The sequence below is a fragment of the Bacillus canaveralius genome (assembly GCF_002860125.1).
GTDB lineage: Bacteria > Bacillota > Bacilli > Bacillales > Cytobacillaceae > Bacillus_BJ > Bacillus_BJ canaveralius.
On record NZ_PGVA01000013.1, the window covers coordinates 70,498 to 91,688 of the forward strand.

General features: G+C 44.1%; 24 protein-coding genes and 1 pseudogene. 11 read left to right on the forward strand and 14 right to left on the reverse strand.

Annotated elements, in window-relative coordinates:
• Positions 1 to 20: 20 nt before the first annotated feature.
• Complete coding sequence (locus tag CU635_RS06685) at positions 21 to 803, reverse strand: alpha/beta hydrolase family protein (protein ID WP_101576400.1); 783 nt, start codon at positions 801 to 803, stop codon at positions 21 to 23.
• A gap of 176 nt (positions 804 to 979) precedes the next feature.
• Between CU635_RS06685 and CU635_RS06690 the strand changes: the two genes are divergently transcribed.
• From CU635_RS06690 to CU635_RS06700, 3 genes are all read left to right on the forward strand, one after another.
• On the forward strand, positions 980 to 1,978 hold the full coding sequence (locus CU635_RS06690) for an ABC transporter substrate-binding protein (RefSeq protein WP_101576401.1): 999 nt from the start codon (positions 980 to 982) through the stop codon (positions 1,976 to 1,978).
• A gap of 196 nt (positions 1,979 to 2,174) precedes the next feature.
• Positions 2,175 to 2,948 (forward strand): ABC transporter ATP-binding protein, encoded by a 774-nt coding sequence (locus tag CU635_RS06695; RefSeq protein WP_101576402.1) that lies wholly within the window; start codon positions 2,175 to 2,177, stop codon positions 2,946 to 2,948.
• Entirely contained in the window at positions 2,932 to 3,741 is an 810-nt protein-coding gene (locus CU635_RS06700) for an ABC transporter permease (protein WP_245917357.1), read from the forward strand. The genes CU635_RS06695 and CU635_RS06700 overlap by 17 nt, the downstream gene beginning before the upstream one ends.
• Before the next feature lie 196 nt (positions 3,742 to 3,937).
• On the opposite strand, the gene ytkD is transcribed toward CU635_RS06700, so the two are convergent.
• A complete protein-coding gene (gene ytkD / locus CU635_RS06705) occupies positions 3,938 to 4,420 on the reverse strand; it encodes an RNA deprotection pyrophosphohydrolase (protein WP_101576404.1) in 483 nt (160 codons plus the stop codon).
• Between the two features lie 80 nt (positions 4,421 to 4,500).
• Positions 4,501 to 4,824, reverse strand: coding sequence for a hydrolase (locus CU635_RS06710; RefSeq protein ID WP_101576405.1), 324 nt, complete (start codon positions 4,822 to 4,824; stop codon positions 4,501 to 4,503).
• A 203-nt stretch (positions 4,825 to 5,027) separates the two neighbouring features.
• On the opposite strand from CU635_RS06710, the gene CU635_RS06715 reads away from it, so the two are divergent.
• The gene (locus tag CU635_RS06715) at positions 5,028 to 5,282 is read left to right on the forward strand and encodes a DUF6154 family protein (protein WP_101576406.1); all 255 of its coding nucleotides are present in this window, start codon (positions 5,028 to 5,030) and stop codon (positions 5,280 to 5,282) included.
• A gap of 118 nt (positions 5,283 to 5,400) precedes the next feature.
• On the opposite strand, the gene CU635_RS06720 is transcribed toward CU635_RS06715, so the two are convergent.
• Entirely contained in the window at positions 5,401 to 5,838 is a 438-nt protein-coding gene (locus CU635_RS06720; protein WP_101576407.1) for a Dps family protein, read from the reverse strand.
• Between the two features lie 135 nt (positions 5,839 to 5,973).
• Here CU635_RS06720 and ytzI point away from each other — a divergent pair, with 135 nt between their 5' ends.
• Positions 5,974 to 6,153: a YtzI protein gene (gene ytzI, locus CU635_RS06725; protein WP_101576408.1), complete on the forward strand. Its 180-nt coding sequence runs from the start codon at positions 5,974 to 5,976 to the stop codon at positions 6,151 to 6,153.
• Positions 6,154 to 6,195: 42 nt separating this feature from the next.
• Here ytzI and CU635_RS06730 read toward each other — a convergent pair whose 3' ends face one another.
• Positions 6,196 to 6,669 (reverse strand): S-ribosylhomocysteine lyase, encoded by a 474-nt coding sequence (locus tag CU635_RS06730; RefSeq protein WP_101576409.1) that lies wholly within the window; start codon positions 6,667 to 6,669, stop codon positions 6,196 to 6,198.
• A 154-nt stretch (positions 6,670 to 6,823) separates the two neighbouring features.
• Between CU635_RS06730 and yidD the strand changes: the two genes are divergently transcribed.
• Positions 6,824 to 7,054: a membrane protein insertion efficiency factor YidD gene (yidD, locus tag CU635_RS06735; protein ID WP_101576410.1), complete on the forward strand. Its 231-nt coding sequence runs from the start codon at positions 6,824 to 6,826 to the stop codon at positions 7,052 to 7,054.
• On the opposite strand, the gene CU635_RS06740 is transcribed toward yidD, so the two are convergent.
• Positions 7,051 to 7,614 (reverse strand): beta-class carbonic anhydrase, encoded by a 564-nt coding sequence (locus CU635_RS06740; RefSeq protein WP_101576430.1) that lies wholly within the window; start codon positions 7,612 to 7,614, stop codon positions 7,051 to 7,053. The two genes, yidD and CU635_RS06740, sit on opposite strands and share 4 nt — an antisense overlap.
• A 316-nt stretch (positions 7,615 to 7,930) precedes the next feature.
• On the opposite strand from CU635_RS06740, the gene CU635_RS06745 reads away from it, so the two are divergent.
• From CU635_RS06745 to CU635_RS06760, 4 genes are all read left to right on the forward strand, one after another.
• Positions 7,931 to 8,983 carry a metal ABC transporter solute-binding protein, Zn/Mn family gene (locus CU635_RS06745; RefSeq protein WP_101576411.1) on the forward strand — a complete coding sequence of 351 codons (1,053 nt, stop codon included), beginning with the start codon at positions 7,931 to 7,933 and terminating at the stop codon, positions 8,981 to 8,983.
• Between the two features lie 229 nt (positions 8,984 to 9,212).
• Positions 9,213 to 10,574: a cytochrome ubiquinol oxidase subunit I gene (locus CU635_RS06750; RefSeq protein ID WP_101576412.1), complete on the forward strand. Its 1,362-nt coding sequence runs from the start codon at positions 9,213 to 9,215 to the stop codon at positions 10,572 to 10,574.
• Between the two features lie 15 nt (positions 10,575 to 10,589).
• The gene (locus CU635_RS06755; protein WP_101576413.1) at positions 10,590 to 11,630 is read left to right on the forward strand and encodes a cytochrome d ubiquinol oxidase subunit II; all 1,041 of its coding nucleotides are present in this window, start codon (positions 10,590 to 10,592) and stop codon (positions 11,628 to 11,630) included.
• Positions 11,631 to 11,725: 95 nt separating this feature from the next.
• On the forward strand, positions 11,726 to 11,878 hold the full coding sequence (locus tag CU635_RS06760) for a DUF1540 domain-containing protein (RefSeq protein WP_101576414.1): 153 nt from the start codon (positions 11,726 to 11,728) through the stop codon (positions 11,876 to 11,878).
• Between the two features lie 66 nt (positions 11,879 to 11,944).
• On the opposite strand, the pseudogene CU635_RS24325 reads toward CU635_RS06760, so the two are convergent.
• The 8 genes and pseudogenes from CU635_RS24325 to CU635_RS06795 form a co-directional block, all read right to left on the reverse strand.
• Positions 11,945 to 12,133, reverse strand: a pseudogene (locus CU635_RS24325) (DUF817 family protein); the annotation flags it as partial.
• Positions 12,045 to 12,293: a DUF817 family protein gene (locus CU635_RS06765; protein ID WP_425427510.1), complete on the reverse strand. Its 249-nt coding sequence runs from the start codon at positions 12,291 to 12,293 to the stop codon at positions 12,045 to 12,047. The gene CU635_RS06765 and the pseudogene CU635_RS24325, both read right to left, overlap by 89 nt.
• 126 nt (positions 12,294 to 12,419) lie before the next feature.
• Positions 12,420 to 13,526: an o-succinylbenzoate synthase gene (gene menC, locus CU635_RS06770; RefSeq protein WP_101576415.1), complete on the reverse strand. Its 1,107-nt coding sequence runs from the start codon at positions 13,524 to 13,526 to the stop codon at positions 12,420 to 12,422.
• Positions 13,523 to 15,028 carry an o-succinylbenzoate--CoA ligase gene (locus tag CU635_RS06775; protein WP_245917359.1) on the reverse strand — a complete coding sequence of 502 codons (1,506 nt, stop codon included), beginning with the start codon at positions 15,026 to 15,028 and terminating at the stop codon, positions 13,523 to 13,525. The genes menC and CU635_RS06775 overlap by 4 nt, the downstream gene beginning before the upstream one ends.
• A gap of 87 nt (positions 15,029 to 15,115) precedes the next feature.
• The gene (menB, locus tag CU635_RS06780) at positions 15,116 to 15,934 is read right to left on the reverse strand and encodes a 1,4-dihydroxy-2-naphthoyl-CoA synthase (protein WP_101576416.1); all 819 of its coding nucleotides are present in this window, start codon (positions 15,932 to 15,934) and stop codon (positions 15,116 to 15,118) included.
• A 15-nt stretch (positions 15,935 to 15,949) separates the two neighbouring features.
• Positions 15,950 to 16,759 carry a 2-succinyl-6-hydroxy-2,4-cyclohexadiene-1-carboxylate synthase gene (gene menH, locus CU635_RS06785; RefSeq protein WP_101576417.1) on the reverse strand — a complete coding sequence of 270 codons (810 nt, stop codon included), beginning with the start codon at positions 16,757 to 16,759 and terminating at the stop codon, positions 15,950 to 15,952.
• A gap of 2 nt (positions 16,760 to 16,761) precedes the next feature.
• A complete protein-coding gene (menD, locus tag CU635_RS06790) occupies positions 16,762 to 18,510 on the reverse strand; it encodes a 2-succinyl-5-enolpyruvyl-6-hydroxy-3-cyclohexene-1-carboxylic-acid synthase (RefSeq protein ID WP_101576418.1) in 1,749 nt (582 codons plus the stop codon).
• Positions 18,507 to 19,913 carry an isochorismate synthase gene (locus CU635_RS06795; protein WP_101576419.1) on the reverse strand — a complete coding sequence of 469 codons (1,407 nt, stop codon included), beginning with the start codon at positions 19,911 to 19,913 and terminating at the stop codon, positions 18,507 to 18,509. Before CU635_RS06795 ends, menD begins: the two co-directional genes overlap by 4 nt.
• Positions 19,914 to 20,242: 329 nt before the next feature.
• Between CU635_RS06795 and CU635_RS06800 the strand changes: the two genes are divergently transcribed.
• The gene (locus CU635_RS06800) at positions 20,243 to 21,175 is read left to right on the forward strand and encodes a 1,4-dihydroxy-2-naphthoate polyprenyltransferase (protein WP_101576420.1); all 933 of its coding nucleotides are present in this window, start codon (positions 20,243 to 20,245) and stop codon (positions 21,173 to 21,175) included.
• Positions 21,176 to 21,191 lie beyond the last annotated feature (16 nt).

Below are 21,191 nucleotides of genomic sequence, written 5' to 3' on the forward strand. Positions count from 1 at the left end.
ACTGCTATTTTAACATGTTTTTACGGTTGGGTTTTCATCCAGTTCGTCAAATCATCGACAATTTTTCGATTAACAGCTGGAGGGAAATAGTGGGTGAATTGATCAAAATACCAGCGTGTTACCGATTTACCCAATTCCCGCAGCCTTTTTTCAAGCCGGAAGGCATGTTCAATTGAAACATTCTTATCCTGTACACCATGAATAATTAGGACAGGAGCCTGAAGCCGTTCAAGTTCGAACAGCGGCGTCCGAAGCTGATAACGTTCAGGATACTTCGTCGGTGTCCCGCCAATCACTCTTTTCATCATCCGCCGCAAATCCTTTCTTTCAACGTATGTTAAAAACATATCGCTAACTCCGCCCCACGTAACGACGGAAGCGGCTTCAGGAAATTGAATCCCGGTTAGGAGCGCCATCACTCCACCGCGGGAGAATCCGAACACATGAACTCTGCTTACGCGCGGGTGGTTTTGCAGGAGGCAAAAGGCCGAGAATCCATCATGCCTGTCCTCGCCTGCAAAATCTTCATTCCCCTCACCTCCCTGGTTTCCCCTGTAAAAAGGGGCAAATACAACAAAGCCTTCCACTGCAAATTGTGCAATTCGCGCCGGCCTTACTTTGCCGACATTTTTAATGCCGCCCCGTAAATACAAAAGGCCTTCGCAAACATTTCCGCCAATCGGCTCGGCCAACAGCCCTTTCACTTTCAGCCCGTCCGAATAGTATGTAATTACGGAAAGCACGATGTCAGGGTTTGGTGATGGAAACCTCCATTTATCGATGATCATGCCAGAGTGGTTCATCTTGTATTCCCCTTCCTTTTAAATAAATGCTGCGATTCTCCCCGCCAAATCCGCTTTCCGTACCGTTTAATAATTTTGTGACTAGGCATTCACACATTTTTTATCAACTCATACGATATCGTAAAACATGTAAATTGCTACAAAACCTATCGTACCCCTTAAGGAGGTTGCCTGTTATGAAAAAAATCTGCTTCAAAATCTACTTTATCCTGCTTTGCGTTATGATACTTATTATACCTCTCACCGCCTGCAGCAATGAAGGAAATGAAAAAGTGAAGATAGCAGAAGTGACGAGATCGATTTTTTATGCTCCGCAATATGTTGCGATTGAAAAAGGCTTTTTTGAGGAAGAAGGCCTTGATGTGGAGCTGACAACTGCATGGGGCGGTGACAAAACGATGACCGCGCTTTTGTCTAACAACGCCGATGTCGCACTTGTCGGTTCTGAAACTTCTATTTATGTAGAGGCCCAGGGCTCAAGCGATCCGGTTATTAATTTTGCTCAGCTAACACAGACAGATGGAACATTCCTCGTTTCACGGACAAAAATCGATAATTTCTCCTGGGACCAGCTGAAAGGAACGACTTTCCTTGGCCAGCGGACAGGCGGAATGCCACAAATGGTCGGTGAATTTGTCTTAAAGAAGCATAGCATTGATCCTCATCAAGACTTGAATTTAATCCAAAATATTGATTTTGCCAATATCTCGAGTGCATTTGCTTCCGGAACGGGCGATTTCGTCCAATTGTTTGAACCGACCGCCAGTGTTTTTGAAAAAGAAGGTGCGGGCTACATTGTCGCCTCATTCGGAACCGAGTCCGGTCATGTACCATATACCACTTTTATGGCAAAGCAAAGCTATATCAAAGAAAACAGTGAAACGGTTGAGAAATTCACGAGAGCCATCTATAAAGCTCAACAATTTGTTCAAAAAGAAAGTGCCAAAACTACTGCCGAGTTGATCCTGCCTTATTTTGAAGATACAGATATAGAAATCGCGGAAACAGCAATCGACCGCTACAAGAGCCAGGGCTCGTTCGCTACTGACCCAATCCTCGATGAAGAGGAATGGAACAATCTCCAGGACATTATGGAAGAAGCAGGTGAGCTTCCGAAACAAATTGATCATAACACCCTGGTAAACACTGAAATTGCTGAAAAAGTGATTAAGTGAAAAAACTCATATAGCATTTTCTTAAGTACAAAAAACAACTTAATTAGAATTAAGACATTATAATTCGGTTCATACTGAATCCTCCTGGTTTATTCAAGACAATCTAATTCGTTTTTCGGTTTTGCTTATTACATTTTGAAACAAATTTAACGCGAGTAAATCTGTTTAAAAATTTATTGAAGAGGAGGCCAACTTTATGGATTTTCTAACGCTTAAGGACATTCACCACACGTATTTTAGTAAAACATCGGCAAACACGGCCCTCTCCGATGTTTCGCTTGAGGTGAAGGAAGGCGAATTTGTCACCTTCCTGGGCCCGAGCGGGTGTGGTAAAACGACGCTCTTATCGATTATTGCCGGGTTGATTGACCCGTCCGAAGGGACCGTCACTCTTGAAGGCATTGAAGTGAAGGAATCAGACAGTACATTCGGCTACATGCTCCAGCAGGATTATCTTTTTCCCTGGAGGACAATAGAGGAAAACATCCTGATTGGCCTGAAACTATCAAAATCGCTTTCCACCGAAAGCAGACAATATGCTTTTCAGTTATTATCACAAATGGGGCTTGATGGAGTCGAAACGCATTTTCCACAGCAGCTGTCAGGGGGAATGCGGCAGCGGGTCGCACTTGTCAGAACTTTGGCCACAGATCCAAAGCTGTTGCTGCTCGATGAGCCATTTTCGGCACTCGATTACCAGACGAAGCTGAAACTCGAGGACCTTGTCTGGCATACGCTTAAGTCATTCAGAAAGACGGCTATTCTTGTCACCCACGATATTGGAGAAGCTATCGCGATGAGTGATCGCGTTTTTCTGTTTACTGCTAATCCTGGCCGATTGCACCGTATGTTTACAATTCCAGATCAGTTAAAAACAATCTCTCCGTTTGCAGCGCGAAATCATGAAGCCTTTTCAGGCATTTTCCAAACAATATGGAAGGAGCTGGAGTCCCTTGGACAAACCACATAATGTAAAACTCCTTCATCAACAATACATCGCATCCTTAAAGCGGGAGAAAACATGGGTGAGCTTTTACCAGCTCGCGATCTTTTTCGTCTTTTTCGCTGGTTGGGAACTGGCAAGCAGGAAGCAATGGGTGGACCCGCTTATTTTCAGCTCACCTTCGAAAATCTGGAGGCTTTTCTTACAACAGATTACTGACGGAACATTAATGGGGAATCTTGGTGTCACCTTAACCGAAACGGTCTTTGGATTTATCCTTGGCACCTTGCTCGGCACGATTCTCGCTGCCATCCTCTGGTGGTCGCCGATGGTATCCAAGGTGCTGGATCCATACCTTGTAATTATGAATGCAATGCCAAAGGTGGCGCTTGGGCCGATCTTGATTGTCGCACTCGGGCCTGGATTTACATCAATTGTGGCAATGGGTGCGATCATCTCCGTTATTATAACAACCATCGTTGTCTACACTTCTTTTCGGGAGGTGGATCCGAACTACTTGAAGGTCCTGCTAACGTTCCGAGCCACACGATACCAGTGCTTCCGGGAAGCGATTTTACCCGCATCGTTCCCGACGATTATCTCAACTTTAAAAGTGAATGTCGGACTTTCATGGGTCGGGGTTATCGTCGGAGAATTCCTTGTCTCGGCAAAAGGGCTCGGTTATATGATCATTTATGGATTCCAGGTTTTTAATTTTACGCTTGTGCTGCTGTCCCTGCTGATCATCGCCGTTTTTGCTACAATTATGTATCAACTTGTTGAATTGCTTGAGAGAAAGTTAATCAAACATAATAACTGAGTAAATTTCACAATGTAACAAGCTAAACCGAAAAACGAATGAGGTTGTCTAAATTAACAGGAGTATGCTGTAGGAAACGAGTACTGTCTTAATTATAAATAACCGTTCGTTTTTCAGTTAAAGAATGCTTTTATGAAATTCACTCAACTAACATGATAAAAACCAGAAAGGCTTCCTGTTTTCTGGTTTTTCTATATTAGATATCCATTTTCGAATCAAATTTCCGCTTTATTTCAAGCAAGCTCGTGGCGATGACGTCATCCTGCATGATGAAGCTGTACTCATCTTTGAGCCTGGCTTTGAGCAATGGACCTGAGATGAAAACAGGGCCATTTGTTTCAAAGAATGTTTCCCTTTCTTCGATCCGTTCAACGACGCCATAGAAAATTGTTTTGACAAAGGGAATTTCACCACCCACTTCATATTCGCCAACATAATGAAGGCTTTGTAACCGGGCACCGGTTTCCTCGAAAACTTCCCTTCTCGCAGCTTCCTCTAATGTTTCTCCGCTCTCCGTTTTTCCGCCCGGGAATTCAAGTCCGCGGATTTTATGGCTGGTAAGCAGCCACTTGTCTTGAAAACGACAGATAACAAGGACATGCCTGCTCGGTAGTGAGAATTGGTTTGGTTGAAAGGAAAGCCGCACAGGCTGTCCATTTTGATCGTGAAATTCTTTCATAATCTACCCCGCTCGCAATTTCCGTTCATGCTATTATTATATAGTAATCGCCTAACGTAACGCTATTCCGGGGTGATTAACTAATTTTTATCGGTTAAAATGCCCATTTCCTCGATATGATTTTTTGCCTGCTCATCGCCCAATTCATAAATCATTCCATAAATCTTCTTCATCGTTTCATCGTAAGCATCATTTTCGCGGTCATAATGGTATTGAACGTATGGAACATGGGCACGGAAAAAATTTTGCCATTCGGTCGAATAATTTTGTTCAAAATATTCTCTTAAAATGGTGATCTCTTCATCGGTCGCATGGATTTGAAAATTCCATGGTGAGGCGGTAGAGCTTTGCGAAATCTCACCTGTCCCTACGCTTATATAATAAGTTTTTGTGGACTTATCCATTTAGTCATCCCCTTTTCTTTCTTTTCCCACTTTTACTGTGATAATATACAGAAGCTTTCGCTGTATTTTTGCGAGAGAAAAGGATAATATCTAAAGTGAACAAAGAGTTCCATGGAATATTTTTCACCATTAAGGGTATTGAATAACTATAGATTCAATCGCATTTAGGGTCTGAGTAAAATGTATTGTCGGGGGTGATAAACTTGAAACTTGTTGATGAGCTGTATGAGCTTTACCGAAATAAGCTTACCGGAGATGAGGAAGACATTGATATGTTAGCCTTTGCATTCCTTGAAGAGATGAGCTATGACGATTTATTAAGCCTGATCAAGGAGATGGATAAACAGGAGCTGTACGATTTAATGGGAATATACTTGATCGAAAGCTTAAAAGGGAAGTTTGCCCAGGAGGAATTTGATCAGCGCTCCTACCCCTTTCATGCGCGAAACATTCATTAACCATACATAGAGATGCAAAAAGAAGCTGATTTTCACCAGCTTCTTTTTTTTAAGGACAAAGAGGAGCCTGGATAGCTTTCTATAAAAAAACGGGGCCGCGATGCGGTCCCGTTTAAGTTTATTTTAGGTATGCGTTGAACATCCAAGTATGCTTTCGCAGGCTTTTCTTAATGCCAATTAGGATGTCCGCTGTTCCTTCATCTTCAGCTGCTTCGGCTAAGTTGATGGCCTCCTGAAGCTCTGCAGCCACTGTTGAAAAATCGTCACTGATTGTGCGCACCATATCTTCTTCGTTTTCACTGCCTGTTGCTTCCTTCACCGATGACAGCTCGAGGTATTCCCTCATCGTTGCAACCGGTCTCCCTTCAAGGGCAAGAATGCGCTCGGCCAACTCGTCAATGTATACGGCTGCTTCGTTATACAGCTCTTCAAACTTTTCATGAAGCGTAAAGAAATGCGGCCCCTTGATAAACCAATGGAAATTATGAAGCTTAACGTACAATACAGTCCAGTTGGCCACTTGCTTGTTTAATGATTGAATTAATTCCTGTGACATCACTTATCATCCTCCCGATGTTATGTTACCCTGTTATCTTCAAATCAAACATTGGAGTATCAACGATTTTAGCGGTTAATTACCCCGTGTTCACAATATCGTGATAAAATATTTTTAGATAAAGGAGGAAAATTTATGTATGCTGTTTTAATTGTTTCCGTGATTATCGTTCTCGCAGTACTGCTGATTAGTGTCATCACAACATCCAAAGCCTATGGCTACAAGCATACCGTTGATCCGCTTGAGGAAAATCCCCATTTAGACAAGATCGATTCACAGAAGGACAGGGGACAGAAGATAAAACCAAGAATTTGAATTAAATAAGAACTGACTCATACGAGCCAGTTCTTCGTCTATTTACGCAAATACTTGTTTTAAATCTTCTTTGCCCTGTTCAAGCCAGAAGCGCATCAGGCGTTTGGCTCCTTCAAGGTCATGCAATTTGGCCTGGCCGCACTGCCGTTCATTAGCTGCTGGAATATCAGTGATTTCAATAGCATCCTTCATGGTATCTTCCAAAAGGTCGATGATTTCTTCGACTTTCGGCTCTCCGCTTACGACAAGGTAGTAGCCCGTCTGGCAACCCATTGGTGAGATATCAATTATATCAAAATGGTCATATTTTTCCGCATGCTTGCGAATATTGAAGGCGAGCAAATGCTCGAGTGTATGAATCGCATCTGGTTTCATTGCACCCTTGTTTGGCTGGATAAAACGGATATCGAATTTATTTACTACACCGTCACTGCCAACTTTATGAACGCCGCAGTGCCTGACATAAGGTGCTTTTACGGCATTATGATCTAAATCAAAGCTTTCAACTGAAGGCATGAATCATCACTCCTTTTTTAGTCTATGTATATCATAGCGCAAATTCCGAGTTTTTTCATCTAATTAAACGGATTTTATCTATTTAGACGCAATCCAAATTTTATGGTATCTTGTTTTTAATGTTTGATACTATTGAAAGTGAGCCTGATGTGAAATGCTGCAGAAATTGTTGATCGGCGTGATCCGTTTTTATCAAACCATTATTTCACCCTTAAAACCGCCGACATGCCGGTTTTATCCAACCTGCTCCCATTATGGACTCGAGGCGGTGAAAAGGTTCGGTCCATTCAAAGGGTCATGGTTGACGCTTAAACGAATCGTCAAATGCCACCCACTCCATCCCGGCGGCTTTGATCCGGTACCCGAGAAAAAGGTGAAAAATTAGTCTTTATAACCGTTAACCACCAAATCGAGTTTTCCTGTTTCCGGATCAATTACAAGCCCATGTACAGGAATGTCGGCCGGTAATAATGGATGCTTTTTCACGATGTCAACACTGTGTGCAACACTTTCACTAACATTGTTAAATCCATGCAGCCAATCAGCTATATTAATACCCGAATAGGCAAGGGTTTCAAGCATTTCTTTCTTGATGCCTCGCTCCCTCATTTTCCCCATCACATTCTCTGCCTTGATTCCGCTCATCCCGCAGTCATGATGGCCAATAATAAATACTTCCTCTGCCTGTAGCTCGTAGATCGCAATCAAGATGCTTCTCATAATGCTTCCGAATGGATGCATAATCAAGGCTCCGGCATTTTTAACAAGCTTTACATCTCCGTTGCCGACGTTTAATGCCTTCGGCAGTAATTCGAGCAAACGGGTATCCATACAGGTGAGAATAACCATCCGTTTATTCGGGAACTTGGTTGTCACAAACTCCTCATATTTTTTTTCCGCAACAAATTGTTCATTATAAGTTAAGATCTCATTAAGCAGCTTCAGATTTATCACCTTTTCTATATTATTTAGATTTCCTTTTATTTAGAATACATAAAAGAAGTGAAAACAAGCAAATTTTTTCCTTGCATTTTCAGATTATCTTTTGTATTATACAGAAGGATAAATCGTAACGATTCCGCATTATCTACTAAACTAGCATCCTGACTACTAATAGCACTAATCCCTAGGTCCGACTTCACACGGTAAAGTCCTAGGTCCGACTTTACTCGGTGACAGTCCTAGAGCCGACTTCACTAATAAAATTTTTTCCTGCTTAAATCGGAATGAATACGAATTTTCGCAACAGGAAGGAGCAGTTATGAAAAAATTACTCGTTTTTATCTCTATTTTACTCCCGATCAGCATATTTTTATCCGGCTGTAATAACAAAGAAACGCCGGAACAGGGGGAAGATCAGGCGTTAAAATTATACACGACTGTTTACCCGCTTCAATATTTTACAGAAAGAATCGGCGGCAAATATGTCGATGTAAAAACCATTTACCCGCCTGGAGCTGATGAGCACACTTTTGAGCCTTCCCAAAAAGATATGCTAAAGTTGGCGGAAGCAGATGCTTTTATTTATATTGGCCTCGGGCTGGAAGGCTTTGTCGAAAAGGCAAAACACACTTTGGAAAATGAGAAAGTTACCCTAGTTGCTGCCGGTGATCATGTCGATCTTAACACAGTCAACCACGATCATGTGCGTGCCGACAATGATGAGCATAGTGATGATAGCCAGGCCGATCATAGCAAAGCTGATTCGCACTCTCATGGTGACGACAGTACACATACAGAAGAAAATACAGATTCCAGCAACCAAGCTGACGATCACGGGCATGATCATGATATTGATCCCCATGTCTGGCTCGATCCCCTTTACTGCATTGAGTTGGCAGAAGCTGTTAAAGAGGTGTTAACCGAAAAGCTGCCCGAACAGGAGAGCTTATTCCAGGAAAACTTTGATAAACTCGCCGGCGAGCTTGATGAACTTCACCACGAGTTCGAAAAGGTAGCCGAAACAGCAAGCCATAGAGAAATGATTGTTTCACACGCCGCCTACGGCTATTGGGAAACGCGCTATGGGATTGAGCAGCTCAGCATTTCAGGGCTGTCAACAGCCAGTGAACCCACACAGAGAGACCTGGAGCAAATTATTGCACTTGCCGATCAGCATGGACTTCAGTATATATTGACAGAACAGAATGTCAGCTCAAAGTTCAGCGAGATTGTCCAAAAAGAAATCGGTGCCGAAACGATGACCCTCCATAATCTCTCAACCTTAACCGAAAAAGATATTAAAGCACAAGAAACGTATCTTACCATTATGCAAAAAAATCTTCAGACATTAGAAAAGGCGTTAAACGGATAAAACCTCCTCATTGGAGGTTTTTTTATGTGCTAATGATAAATTGGAGAACATATTGGCCGTCCCGTTGTTGAAAAAAAAGCTGTTCGACCTTGAATTTAAGCTATTGCGGATATAATGGCTCCACATTCTTGCACATGTTCCTGCAAAATAAGGAAACTTTTACATATTTATCTCTCTGTTGTAAACACTAAGCTTTAAATGTGGACAACAATGGAAGGGAAGGTTATGGATGGATGATTTGCTGATTGCCCGTTCTTTATTCGGGACAACAATGGGATTTCATATTATTTTTGCAACGATTGGCGTTGGTTTGCCGTTAATGATGCTGACAGCTGAGCTGCTTTATCAAAAAACAAAGGACCAGGATTATGTCGTGATGGCAAAACGATGGACGAAAGCGTTCGCTGTGCTGCTTGGCGTCGGCATTCCGACCGGGACGATTGCCGGAACCCAGCTCTCTTTATTGTGGCCGGGATTTATGGAAGTCATCGGCCGAGTGATGGCGCTGCCATTTCAAATTGAAATCTATGCCTTTTTTATTGAAGCTTTATTTATGTCGATCTATGTGTATGCGGCAGAACGGATACCGCCATGGGGAAGAATCGCCAGTCTCACACTTGTTGCATTCGGAGCGGTCGCCTCAGCCGTCTTAATTACAAACGTTCATGCCTTTCAGGGAAGCCCGACCGGCTTTAATATTCGCGATGGCCAAATTGTCGATGTCGACCCGTGGGCCGCTTTCTTCAATCCAGGGTTTTTTGTCAATGCTGTCCATGTTGCGCTGTCTGCATATTTGACAGGAGCTTTCGTCGTCGCATCGGTTGCCGCGTTTAAAATGCTGCAAAGCGACTTCGGTTCACGGATTTATAGATTTCACCACAAAGCGTTGATGCTAAGCTTGGTTATCGGCGGCATTTTTTCGCTTTTCACCGCATTTAATGGCCATGCAACAGCCCAGTACCTTCATGAAACCCAGCCGGAGAAGCTCGCTGCCGCCGAAGGCCTGTTTGAAACACAATCGCATGCACCGTTAACGGTTGGCGGCATTACTGATCCGGAAACACAGGAAGTTAGATGGGGATTTGAAATTCCGTGGGCTCTCAGCTTTTTGGCAGGCAACAGCTTTGATACCGTTGTCGTCGGCTTGAATGAATTTCCGGAGGAAGAATGGCCCCCGCTGTTTGTGCACACGTTATTCAATGGAATGGTCGGAATCGGAATGCTGTTAATTTTGCTTTCGCTCACTGCGTTTGTATGGCACAAGTTTTTAAAAAAAGATAGGTTTCCACGCTTTTTTATGTGGCTGTTCGTCGCATCTGGGCCATTAGCAGTATTGGGGATCGAATTTGGCTGGATTTTTGCCTGCACGGGCAGGCAGCCATGGGCAATATACAGGGCTCTATTAACACCAGATGCAGCAACCACAACAGGTAATCTCGGACTTCTGTTTATTCTGTTTGTTGCTGTTTATGCCGTCCTCGGGGCAGCAGTTGTTTTCGTTTTGGTTTATTATTTTAAACGGAACACCGTTCTCGATGATATAAATCGTGCCGAACAAAAAGGTGTGCCATTGTACGGATCCAATAATTAAAAAGGGTGAAAAAACATGACAGATGCACTATTAGCCATTACAGTACTATGGGGATTCGTTTTTATCTATGCTGTCATGGCCACGATGGATTTTGGAGCCGGCTTCTGGTCGATGCTTTATTTTAATAAAAAAAAAACAACGGCCACTAATATTGCCAACCGCTATCTGTCCCCGACATGGGAAGTAACGAACACATTTATTGTCGCACTTGTTGTTGCTGTCTACAGCTTATTTCCCGGAGCTGCCTACACGCTTGGTACCGTACTGCTCGTTCCCGGAAGCATGATCTTACTGCTGCTGGCAATCCGGAGCGCCTTTCTTGTGTTTTCCAACGTAGCTGAAGACTACCGAAAAGTATTGACGTACATATCGGGGATGACGGGAATCCTTATTCCCGGGCTGCTGATCAGCGTACTGCCAATTACCCATGGCGAGTTTGTCGATTTTTCAGGTGACGGGCAAACACTTAATATAGGCAGGCTGTTTACAAGCCAGCATGAGTATGCGTTTATTGCCTTTGCTGTAAGCAGTACGCTATATCTGTCTTCGCTGCTGCTTGCAGACTACTCAAAGGCATCCGATGCCATGGAAGCATATTATGTATACCGAAGAGATGCATTAATCGTCGGACCTGTTTCGCTGTTGATGGCTTTTATGATTATGGTGACGATGGAGAATGAAGCGGAATGGATTTATCAGAATATGCTTGGCGATCTAAACTTGCTGATCATTTCAGTTGTACTTTTTTTCATTGCCGGGCTCGCCCTGTTTCTACCATCCATAACCGCTAAAGGAGTAAAGGGAATGCCGCGCGCTGCGATGATTGCGACCACCCTTCAATATCTCGTCGCTAGCTATGTGTACGGAAAAGCTCACCTTCCATATATCGTCTATCCGGAAGTAACGATTGAGTCCGGCTTCACGGATCCTAACTCATTCCAGGCGGTGTTTATAACGTACATAGTCGGATTTTTGATCCTTTTTCCAGGCTTTATTTACTTTTGGAGCTTATTTATGAATGACAAACGCTATTTGCGGCGAAAAAAAGCACGTTAGCCTTTGCCAGTGACGCTTGCCTATTTTTGTTACGGATGATCGGCACAGATTCGGCAAAAGCTATTCATGTATCGACCATAAAGGAGTGATACAGCATGGCAAAAGACGTATTGTGTGAAGTGAATAACTGCACGTATTGGGAACACGGGAATCGCTGTGCAGCTGAGCAAATATACGTGGTAAGCCATACAGGCAACCAGGCGGATAATAGCCGTGAAACAGATTGTAAAACATTTGAACCCTCCTAAAGCAACAATTAAACAGGCAGACTCTGCCTGTTTTCTTTGTGATTTCCGTTGTTTACACCTGTCCCGCTATTCACTGGTTAACAGCGGTCGTTTTTGCTTTAAGCGTTTTAATTGCGCCACAATCAAAAAGCTAACAATAACAAGCAAGAACCATGAACTTATTTTACTAAAATCCACAAGGCTCCAGCTGTCCTGCTGATTTGGATATTGCCAGGCACCCCAAAAGGTGGCAATGTTTTCGGCAATCCAAATAAAAGGTAATAAGGCAAATAATCAAAATAAAATCATAGCGGGCCAACGGCAAAAAGGACACCAACTGCGAGATAGCGAGCGTCAAAAAAATGACTGCGGGAAATATACAAGAAAGTGCTTGTTTGTATCCAAACGAAAGTAGATCTTTTATGTATCTCATCATCTATTCTCCAGTCTGCTAGTTCTATCTATATATTAGCACAGATCCTTTTCCTGAAAATTGCAGTCTGATGAGCATGAAAAACGGACAACACCGTGCATGGTGAAATCCGTTTTTTAATGAAGGCATTTATAATCGAAAAGTCTCTTCAAAGCTGCACGTTTCCCTAAGACGCTTGCAATTGATTTCAAAGCCAATTCCGGGCTGATCTGGCACCTCGATGGCGCCATGACGAACGGTAACCTCCGGGATGATTATATCCTCTTCCCAATAGCGGCTTGATGAAGAAATGTCACCTGGAATGGTGAACCCGGGTAAACCGGCCAAGGCAATATTATGAGCCCGGGAAACGCCAAATTCGAGCATTCCGCCGCACCAGACCGGAACTCCGCTGTCTTTGCAGAAATCGTGAATTGCCAGAGCCGTGTTCAGTCCACCCACGCGGCCAATCTTAATATTTATCACTTGGCAGCTGCCAAGCTCGATTGCCTTCCGTGCATCGCCAAAAGAAACGATACTTTCATCGAGGCAGATCGGTGTCTTTAGCTGTTTTTGCAGCTTCGCATGATCGACGATATCATCAACTGCAAGCGGCTGCTCGATCATTAACAGGCCGAATTCATCGAGAGCCTTTAGCTTTTCGATATCATCGAGAGTATAAGCAGAATTGGCATCCGCCATCAGCTGAATATCAGGGAATCTTTCCCTGATTATTGCAAGCAAAGCATAATCGTTATCTGGACTGATTTTAACTTTAATCCGTGAATAGCCTTCTCCAATATAACCTTCTATTTGATCAATGGCTGATGAGGATGTCTTTGCACCGACCACAACTCCGGCTGGGATCGATGTCGCCGTGCTGCCAAGAATCCTTGCCAGCGGCGTATTTTTCTGTTTAGCATAAAGATCCCAGATCGCCATTTCAAGGGCAGCCTTTGCCATATGGTTTCTGCGGATTCCGTGAAAAAGAAAATCGACTTGATTCGGGTGGCTAATCTCCGAATCCTTTAACAATGGAATTAAAAAATCCTTCAGGACGTGGTAGCAGGTTTGGACGGTTTCTTCCGTATACCACGGAGAAGAAAAAGCAACAGCCTCTCCATACCCTTTCAGGCCATTCGTATCGACTGCTTCAACAATGATTGCCTCCCGCTCAGCAACCGTGCCAAGATGGGTTGAGAAGGGGAGCTTCAACGGCATTTTTATTACATACAGCCCGATTGCTTTTAGATTCAATCCCGTTCATTCCCCTTTCTGACCAGCTTGGGCAAATCTCTTCGTAACAGTTTATTGGCGGCATTACGCGGCAGCTCATCAACAAAGTTGATTTGTTTCGGAACCTTATAGCCTGCCAGCTTTTGTTTGCAGTAAGCGGCCAAATCATCCTCAGTTACTTCTGATCCACTTTTGCGGACGACGAATGCGGCCGGTACCTGGCCCCATTTTGAATCATTTATTCCAATGACACCTGCATCGGACACTTCGAAATGGGATAATAAAATACCTTCAATCTCGGCCGGGTAAATATTTTCCCCGCCTGAAATGATCAGGTCTGAACGCCTGTCGAGAACGTATAAAAAGCCTTCATCATCAAGAAAGCCAATATCTCCCGTTGATAGCCAGCCTTCACCAAAGTTATGGTCTATGACCGTATCATGATGCAAATAACCTGGTGTCACGTTCGGGCCCTTTACAAAGATTTCTCCTTCTTCTTTAGACCCCGCTTCATTTCCAAGGAAATTGACAATTTTTAATTGCGAAAGGAATAACGGTTTCCCTGCTGAGCCGAGCTTAGTTAAGCTGTAGTCAGGGGACAGCGTCACAATTTGCGACGCTGTTTCCGTCATCCCGTATGTCTGGTAAACGGGTATAGACTTCTTTCTGCATTTTTCGAGAAGCGGTAAAGGAGCAGGCCCTCCCCCTAAAAGCATGCAGCGAAATGAAGCGGGCAGCGCGTGTTCATTTAAGCCGTCAATCAAATTGACCAACATCACACTGACAACTGACATGATCGTTACATTGAATTTAGCGATATCGTGCAAAACCCTTTTTGCAACAAATTTCTCATGAAGGACGATCGGGATTCCATAGATGATGCTGCGAATCAGAATCGAATATCCGCTTATGTGAAAAAGGGGGACCGCACAGAGCCAGCAATCTTTATCCATCAAGCCAAGATTTAGAGCGGAGCCGATCGCGCTCCACCAATGATTGCCGTATGTTTGCAGCACACCTTTTGGATGTCCAGTCGTTCCTGACGTGTACATAATTGTACAAACATCTGCTAACGAAAATTCATCGACAATCTGTGCCTGCCCGTCTTGCCGCTCAAAAAGCTGCTCTTTCGTGATAACGGCTGTCTCGTCCATTTTTTTGGTTATTTCAACAGCCGTACTGCTAAAACTCTCTTCCGTTATGACAGCAGCAGCACAAGAATCGCCAATTTGCCAGGAAAGTTCCTGTGCCGACAGGCGGTTATTCAATATAACCGTTTTGATGCCTAGCATTTGCAAAGCCAATAAAATGAACACCGTATCGGGATGATTTCTTAAAAGTACGGCAATATAACCGCCCGTGTCGATCTTTAATCCGGCAATTTTCGCTGCCGCGTTTAATGATTCTATATAAAGCTCTTTAAACGTATAAGACTCCCCTGAAAAATAAAGGGCCATCCTGTCTGGCGTCAAGTTTGCGCGTTTTTTCAACCAGTTGGGAATGCACTGTCCATCCAGAATCATCACCCTCCTTCCTTCCTTCCTTCTGTCCCGTTTTTTTCATTGTACAAAAACAGCCTGATGGAGGTCCATCAAGCTGTTGTGGAGTGATCAAGGAAAACGGGGGAATTTCCCAAAGTCGGGCTTGCGCTTCTCTTTGAATGCGTCCCGGCCTTCCTTCGCTTCGTCTGTTGTGTAATAAAGCAGAGTTGCATCACCGGCAAACTGCTGGATGCCGGCAAGTCCGTCCGTATCGGCATTGAATGCCGCTTTAAGAAAGCGAAGTGCTGTTGGGCTTTTTTCAAGAATTTCTTCACACCATTGAATCGTTTCCTCTTCGACCCGGTCAAGCGGAACTACCGTATTGACAAGTCCCATATCAAGCGCTTCCTGGGCATTGTACTGCCGGCATAGGAACCATATTTCACGTGCTTTTTTATGGCCGACAATTCGAGCCAAATAACCCGAACCGTATCCCGCATCAAAGCTGCCAACTTTCGGCCCGGTTTGACCGAATACTGCATTATCCGCTGCTATCGTCAAGTCGCACACGATATGGAGCACATGGCCACCGCCAATCGCATAACCTTTGACCATCGCAATGACCGGCTTTGGAATGACTCGAATCAAGCGTTGCAGATCAAGAACGTTCAGGCGGGGAATTTGGTCCTCACCTACATACCCGCCATGTCCGCGCACCTTTTGGTCGCCGCCCGAACAAAAAGCATCATCGCCGGCTCCCGTTAACACAATCACACCGACATTTGCGTCATCACGTGCATAGGCAAATGCGTCGATTAATTCCGAAACTGTTTTCGGACGAAATGCATTGCGTACTTCAGGGCGGTTTATCGTGATTTTTGCGATACCGTTATATGTTTCGTATAAAATATCTTCATAATTTCGTGCAGCTACCCATTCAACTGTCATCATTCGTTCCTCCTTTTATGTATGAATCAAAAACCTACTTACTATTGTACCAAACTTTTCAGGTTGTTCCACATGAACTGCATGTCCGGCTTTGTTAACGGTGATCCACTGGGGTTGCGGCAATTGTTCAGCCATCAGGGCAGCAATCGTGCAAAACTTGTCATCCCATATCCCGGTTATAAGCAAGGTATGGTGCTGCAGATTTCTTAAATCATTCCACCATGACGGCTGGGCCCCTGTTCCCATTCCAATTAAGCTGTTTGCCAGCCCAATTGCCGAGTTATTCAGCCTTTGCTGCCTGATTAATTCCTTCTTCTGCTCAGAAAGGCTTTTTTGGCTTGAGAATAAGGGGATTTCTTCCCAATAAGAAACAAATTGTGCTACTCCCTTTTCCAATATAAATTGGGCAAGCTGCTCATCATCGCTCCTCCTGCTCGATCTTTCTTCCGCTGTTTTTAAACCTGGAGAAGCGCTTTCTAAAATCAGCTTGCGCACCCGGCCCGGATATTTTTTGGCAAAGGTTAACGCTAGCCTGCCACCCATTGAATAGCCGAGAACATCAGCTTGTCCGATTTCCATCTGATCAAGCAGTTCACACAAATCTTCCGCTGCTGATTCGATATGGTAACGATCGGGAGAATTGGGGCAATCTGTTTTCCCATGGCCAATAATATCGGGCATGATCAGCTCAGAATGGCCTCCCCATAACTTGCAGAACGGTTCCCATCCCGACGAATCGCCTGTAAAACCATGAAGCAGAATTAGCGGAAAACCGTCGCCGCACCGCCTGACATGAAAGTTGATTCCGTTTAAAACATATTTCATCATTATTCCTCTTTTAAAAAGCCGCTTATTTCCTGGGAAACATCGTTCCACAATTCTCGATGCTCGCTTAAATTCCTGTCTCTTGCTGTCGGAATTTCAATTACACTCAATCCATCATCCTCGATATTTCGCTGGAATGCAGAGTTAAAGCTGCTCCAGTCCGAAACTCTTGTAAAAGTACCGTGATACATCCTCACAACATGCTCAAAGTCGAGGCCGATCGGGGTGCCAAATAAAAGTTCAAAATGTTCGGGCTCAGCTGCCTGGGGCAAGAATGAGAAAATGCCCCCGCCGTCATTATTAATCAGCAAAATTTTAATATTTAAACTGTACAGCTTTGCAGCCAATAAACCATTAAGGTCATGGAAGAAGGTCAAATCTCCAACGACTAAATAAACCGGGCCAGATACAGCTGCAGCACCAAGCGCAGTTGAAATAACGCCGTCAATCCCATTAATTCCGCGGTTCGCCATGATCCGGATTGATTTTTCGCTATTATGAAAAAACGTATCCAGATCCCTGATCGGCATGCTGTTTGCCACGAATAACACGGACTGATCCGGGATGAACTCAGCAAGCTGCCAAAAAAGCTTCCCTTCACTTAGCTCTGCAATGTCATTTACTTTGCGCAGGGACATTTTTGTAAAATCGTTCAAGTCAACCCATCTCTTCAGGTAACGGGACCGCTTTGCGGACGAAGCATATTTTGCTACTGAGCGGCAGAAATCACGCTCATTGCAATAAAGCATTTCCGATGCAGCTGCCGATGGGTCCCGCCAGCCCGCGCCTCCATCAATCACATATTGGACAGCAGCAATGTTTTCTTTTATAAAGCCGGACAGAGCCTTTGAGACAGGCATTGCCCCAAAGCGAAGAATCAGATCTGGTTTTAAGGCCTGCCTGCCTTCGTCATTTCGCAGGAAAGTATCATAAGTATCAATAATATAGTCTTTGTTATGCTTGCCGCTTCTGAGTTGCGATAGCGGGTCTGCAATGATTGGAAACTGAAGCTTTTGCGCCAATTGAATGATTGATTCTGTCAATTCAGAATTATCAATGGGGCCACAGACGATAATGCCTTTTTCAAATTGATTGATATGTTTCGAAATTTCCTGATATTTTTCAGTACTCAAAGTTAAATCTCCAGAGTGGATTCCGACATATTTGTCGGTTCTCTCCTCGTGCTCGAACAAATTTTGTTTCAGCAGGTCAGGCAAAAGAGGTTCTCGGAACGGGAAATTCAAATGGACCGGGCCGGCCGGTGCCCTTAACGCTGTTGCAGCAGCACGTGCGCAAACAGTTCTTGCATAGCGCAGCATATCAGGCGAATCTTCAGGCGTCGCCATTTCCATAAACCATTTCACATGTCTTCCATATAAATGAATCTGGTCGATTGCCTGCGGTGCCCCGACGTCCCTTAATTCGTGGGGGCGATCAGCGGTCAGGACGATTAACGGCACCCTGGAGCTGTTTGCTTCAATAATTGCTGGATAATAGTTAGCCGCAGCTGTACCTGACGTACAAAGAATTGCGGTTGGGCGATGCGAAGCTTTGGCCATCCCTAACGCAAAAAACGCCGCTGAACGCTCGTCTACATGAACGTAAAGACGAAGTTCTGGATGGGCAGCCATCATTAGCGCCATTGGAGTTGATCGGGATCCGGGGCTTACGACAACATCCTTTACCCCAGCTGTCACTAATTCCCCTACAAAAGCAGCGATATACGCGGTTAAATTTTCTTGATGACTCATTCCATTCTTCCTCCAAGAGCTGTAAGCATTGGGCGAAATTTGATTCCCGTCTCCAGGTACTCACTTTCCGCATTTGAATCTGCGACAATTCCGCACCCGGCAAACAATGATGCCTCTTCTCCCTGAATCAATCCGGAACGAATCGATACCGCAAACTCACCGTTATCATGATAATCCACCCAGCCGAGCGGAGCAGCATAAAAACCCCGGTCCATTGCCTCAACCTCTCTAATCTTCGCAAGCGCTTCGTATTTTGGCGAGCCGCCTAATGCAGGAGTTGGATGGAGCCGTTTCACCAGCGAAAGCAATGTTTTATTCTGGAACAGCCTCCCGGTAACGGGCGTATATAAATGCTGAATATCCCTCATTTTTAAAAGTTGCGGCTCGTTCGGCATGTCCACATGTTCACATGCATCTGCCATAGCTTCTTTAATCATATCGACAACATATTGGTGCTCGATTAAATTCTTTTGATCCGTTAGCAGCGTTTTGCCGAGGAGTTTGTCTTCCTCCAGAGTTTTGCCCCGCGCAATCGAGCCGGCAAGGCAAGTCGACTTAACCTGGTTTGCCGCTTTTTTCACAAGCCTTTCCGGGGAGGCTCCAATAAAGCAATCCCCATTTGACTCAAAGGCAAAAATAAAGCTCTCTCTTTGTTCCTTGAGCAACCGTGAGAGAACCATTTCCACTTGAACTGCCTCTTTAAAATAGAGGCGGAGCTCCCTTGCAAGAACGACCTTTTTTAACGAACCTTCCTGCAAATCGGCGACAACATTGGAGACAGTATTTTTCCAATCCCCGGGATCTATCTCCTCTTTATGCAAAAGCTTAGCGCTATCGTAGTGGGCAGTTTTTGCGGCAGAGGAAAGAAGCTCCTGCCGATTTGCCGCCACTTTTTCAGCCAATGAAGCATCATCATGCTGTGTGCAAACCACATTAGTTGTTAAGTAGCTTTGTCCATCTATTATACTGAGCATATATTTTGGGATATGGAAAAGAGAATCGGAAAACTTTGACCATAACAGGGTTTTCTGTTTTAGCGGGTCAAAGGAAAATCCACCGAACATAACAGGACCCAGCCCTGGTTGTGGGTATGGATTATAAATGACAGAGCCTTCAATAAAGCGCTTCCACTCTTTTTCAGTCTGAAGAACACGATCATCCGCCTGGTCGGATTGAATTTGCTTGCATATCCCGAGGCCGATAATCAAGGTTTGGCCGGAAGGATCCTTCCAAAAAAACCGTTCACCGAGATATTGCTCCCTTCCAGCAGCGAAATAATCAAGAGGGTCGATATGACCGAGTTTATGAACTTCACTAACCAATACAGGCTTTGCTAACCTTCTGGCCCTATCTATCGCTTCCGATATGCCTTCCTTAAGCTCTGTATCTTGAATAGTAACCAAAAAAATCCCTCCAATAACAGCGAAATAAAGCTGTTATCCTTCGTTATAAACTTATTTTAAGATACACCTCCTGCCAGTGCAATGTCAATAATGCTGATCAGATGATTCCTAGTAATTTCCTTATTATATAATTTCCTTTTTAACAGCTGGCAAAAGCAACCTGAAATATACGAAAAAAGTCATTGACAGTGCTTATCCGATTACCTAAACTAAAAATTGTAAACAAAAAGTTCACACGGTTGCCATCTATATATTTTTGACAAATCTATACACTTTCGATAAAATAAGTAGGTTTGCACTATCATTTTTTATAAGGGAGAGACAGATTGATGCAATCTCATATGCACACAAGTCCTTCACCTGTTGCATCTTCACAAAATTGGAGAGTCTGGTGGCAATTAACGCGCCCCCATACGTTAACAGCAGCGTTTGTACCGGTCCTGCTTGGAACCGCGTTAGCGCTCCAGGATACTGACATTCATATTGGTTTATTGGCAGCAATGCTCATTGCCAGTTTATTTATTCAGGCTGCTACGAATATGTTCAATGAGTATTATGATTATAAACGCGGCTTGGATAACGAAGAATCAGTGGGCATTGGTGGCGCGATTGTCCGACACGGTATTTCTGCGAAAACGGTTATCTCACTGGCTCTTGGTTTGTACGGGCTCGCGCTCCTGATCGGAATTTATATTTGCATGAACAGCACATGGTGGCTTGCATTAATTGGGCTCGCTTGTATGCTTGCCGGATATTTATACACTGGCGGTCCTATCCCGATTGCCTATACCCCATTCGGAGAACTCTTTGCCGGCCTGTTTATGGGCATCATGATTATCTTAATTTCCTTTTATATTCAGACAGGCTTTATCTCGACGATCAGTATTCTTGTCTCAATTCCAATCGCGTTATTGGTCGGGGCGATACTGCTTGCCAACAATATTCGCGATCTCGATGGCGATAAAGAAAATGGGCGGAAAACGTTGGCCATATTACTGGGCCGAAAACGGGCGATCTATTTATTGGCCGGAAAATTCATTATCTCGTTTGTCTGGGTTTTTGGATTGATTGTAAGTGCCAAGGCATCACCATGGCTTGCTCTTGTTGTGTTGAGCGCCCCGAAAGCGGTGGAAGCGATCAAGGGTTTCATTGGCAAAACAGTGCCGCTCCAGATGATGCCTGCTATGAAAGCAACAGCCCAAACCAACACTATTTTTGGATTTTTACTGTCGATTGGGTTGTTCCTGAGCTATTTTTTATAAATTTGTTATTAACGGC

What these genes read in the sequence shown, in the direction of transcription:
- CU635_RS06690 (WP_101576401.1), top strand. Translation starts at nt 980, where the DNA reads ATGAAAAAAATCTGCTTCAAAATCTACTTTATCCTGCTTTGCGTTATG.
- CU635_RS06760 (WP_101576414.1), top strand. Translation starts at nt 11,726, where the DNA reads ATGGCAAAAGACGTATTGTGTGAAGTGAATAACTGCACGTATTGGGAA.
- CU635_RS06765 (WP_425427510.1), bottom strand. Translation starts at nt 12,293, where the DNA reads ATGATGAGATACATAAAAGATCTACTTTCGTTTGGATACAAACAAGCA.
- yidD (WP_101576410.1), top strand. Translation starts at nt 6,824, where the DNA reads ATGCTGCAGAAATTGTTGATCGGCGTGATCCGTTTTTATCAAACCATT.
- CU635_RS06720 (WP_101576407.1), bottom strand. Translation starts at nt 5,838, where the DNA reads ATGTCACAGGAATTAATTCAATCATTAAACAAGCAAGTGGCCAACTGG.
- CU635_RS06695 (WP_101576402.1), top strand. Translation starts at nt 2,175, where the DNA reads ATGGATTTTCTAACGCTTAAGGACATTCACCACACGTATTTTAGTAAA.
- CU635_RS06685 (WP_101576400.1), bottom strand. Translation starts at nt 803, where the DNA reads ATGAACCACTCTGGCATGATCATCGATAAATGGAGGTTTCCATCACCA.
- ytkD (WP_101576404.1), bottom strand. Translation starts at nt 4,420, where the DNA reads ATGAAAGAATTTCACGATCAAAATGGACAGCCTGTGCGGCTTTCCTTT.
- CU635_RS06710 (WP_101576405.1), bottom strand. Translation starts at nt 4,824, where the DNA reads ATGGATAAGTCCACAAAAACTTATTATATAAGCGTAGGGACAGGTGAG.
- CU635_RS06800 (WP_101576420.1), top strand. Translation starts at nt 20,243, where the DNA reads ATGCAATCTCATATGCACACAAGTCCTTCACCTGTTGCATCTTCACAA.
- menD (WP_101576418.1), bottom strand. Translation starts at nt 18,510, where the DNA reads ATGAGTCATCAAGAAAATTTAACCGCGTATATCGCTGCTTTTGTAGGG.
- CU635_RS06755 (WP_101576413.1), top strand. Translation starts at nt 10,590, where the DNA reads ATGACAGATGCACTATTAGCCATTACAGTACTATGGGGATTCGTTTTT.
- menB (WP_101576416.1), bottom strand. Translation starts at nt 15,934, where the DNA reads ATGACAGTTGAATGGGTAGCTGCACGAAATTATGAAGATATTTTATAC.
- ytzI (WP_101576408.1), top strand. Translation starts at nt 5,974, where the DNA reads ATGTATGCTGTTTTAATTGTTTCCGTGATTATCGTTCTCGCAGTACTG.
- CU635_RS06730 (WP_101576409.1), bottom strand. Translation starts at nt 6,669, where the DNA reads ATGCCTTCAGTTGAAAGCTTTGATTTAGATCATAATGCCGTAAAAGCA.
- CU635_RS06775 (WP_245917359.1), bottom strand. Translation starts at nt 15,028, where the DNA reads ATGATTCTGGATGGACAGTGCATTCCCAACTGGTTGAAAAAACGCGCA.
- CU635_RS06745 (WP_101576411.1), top strand. Translation starts at nt 7,931, where the DNA reads ATGAAAAAATTACTCGTTTTTATCTCTATTTTACTCCCGATCAGCATA.
- menH (WP_101576417.1), bottom strand. Translation starts at nt 16,759, where the DNA reads ATGAAATATGTTTTAAACGGAATCAACTTTCATGTCAGGCGGTGCGGC.
- CU635_RS06750 (WP_101576412.1), top strand. Translation starts at nt 9,213, where the DNA reads ATGGATGATTTGCTGATTGCCCGTTCTTTATTCGGGACAACAATGGGA.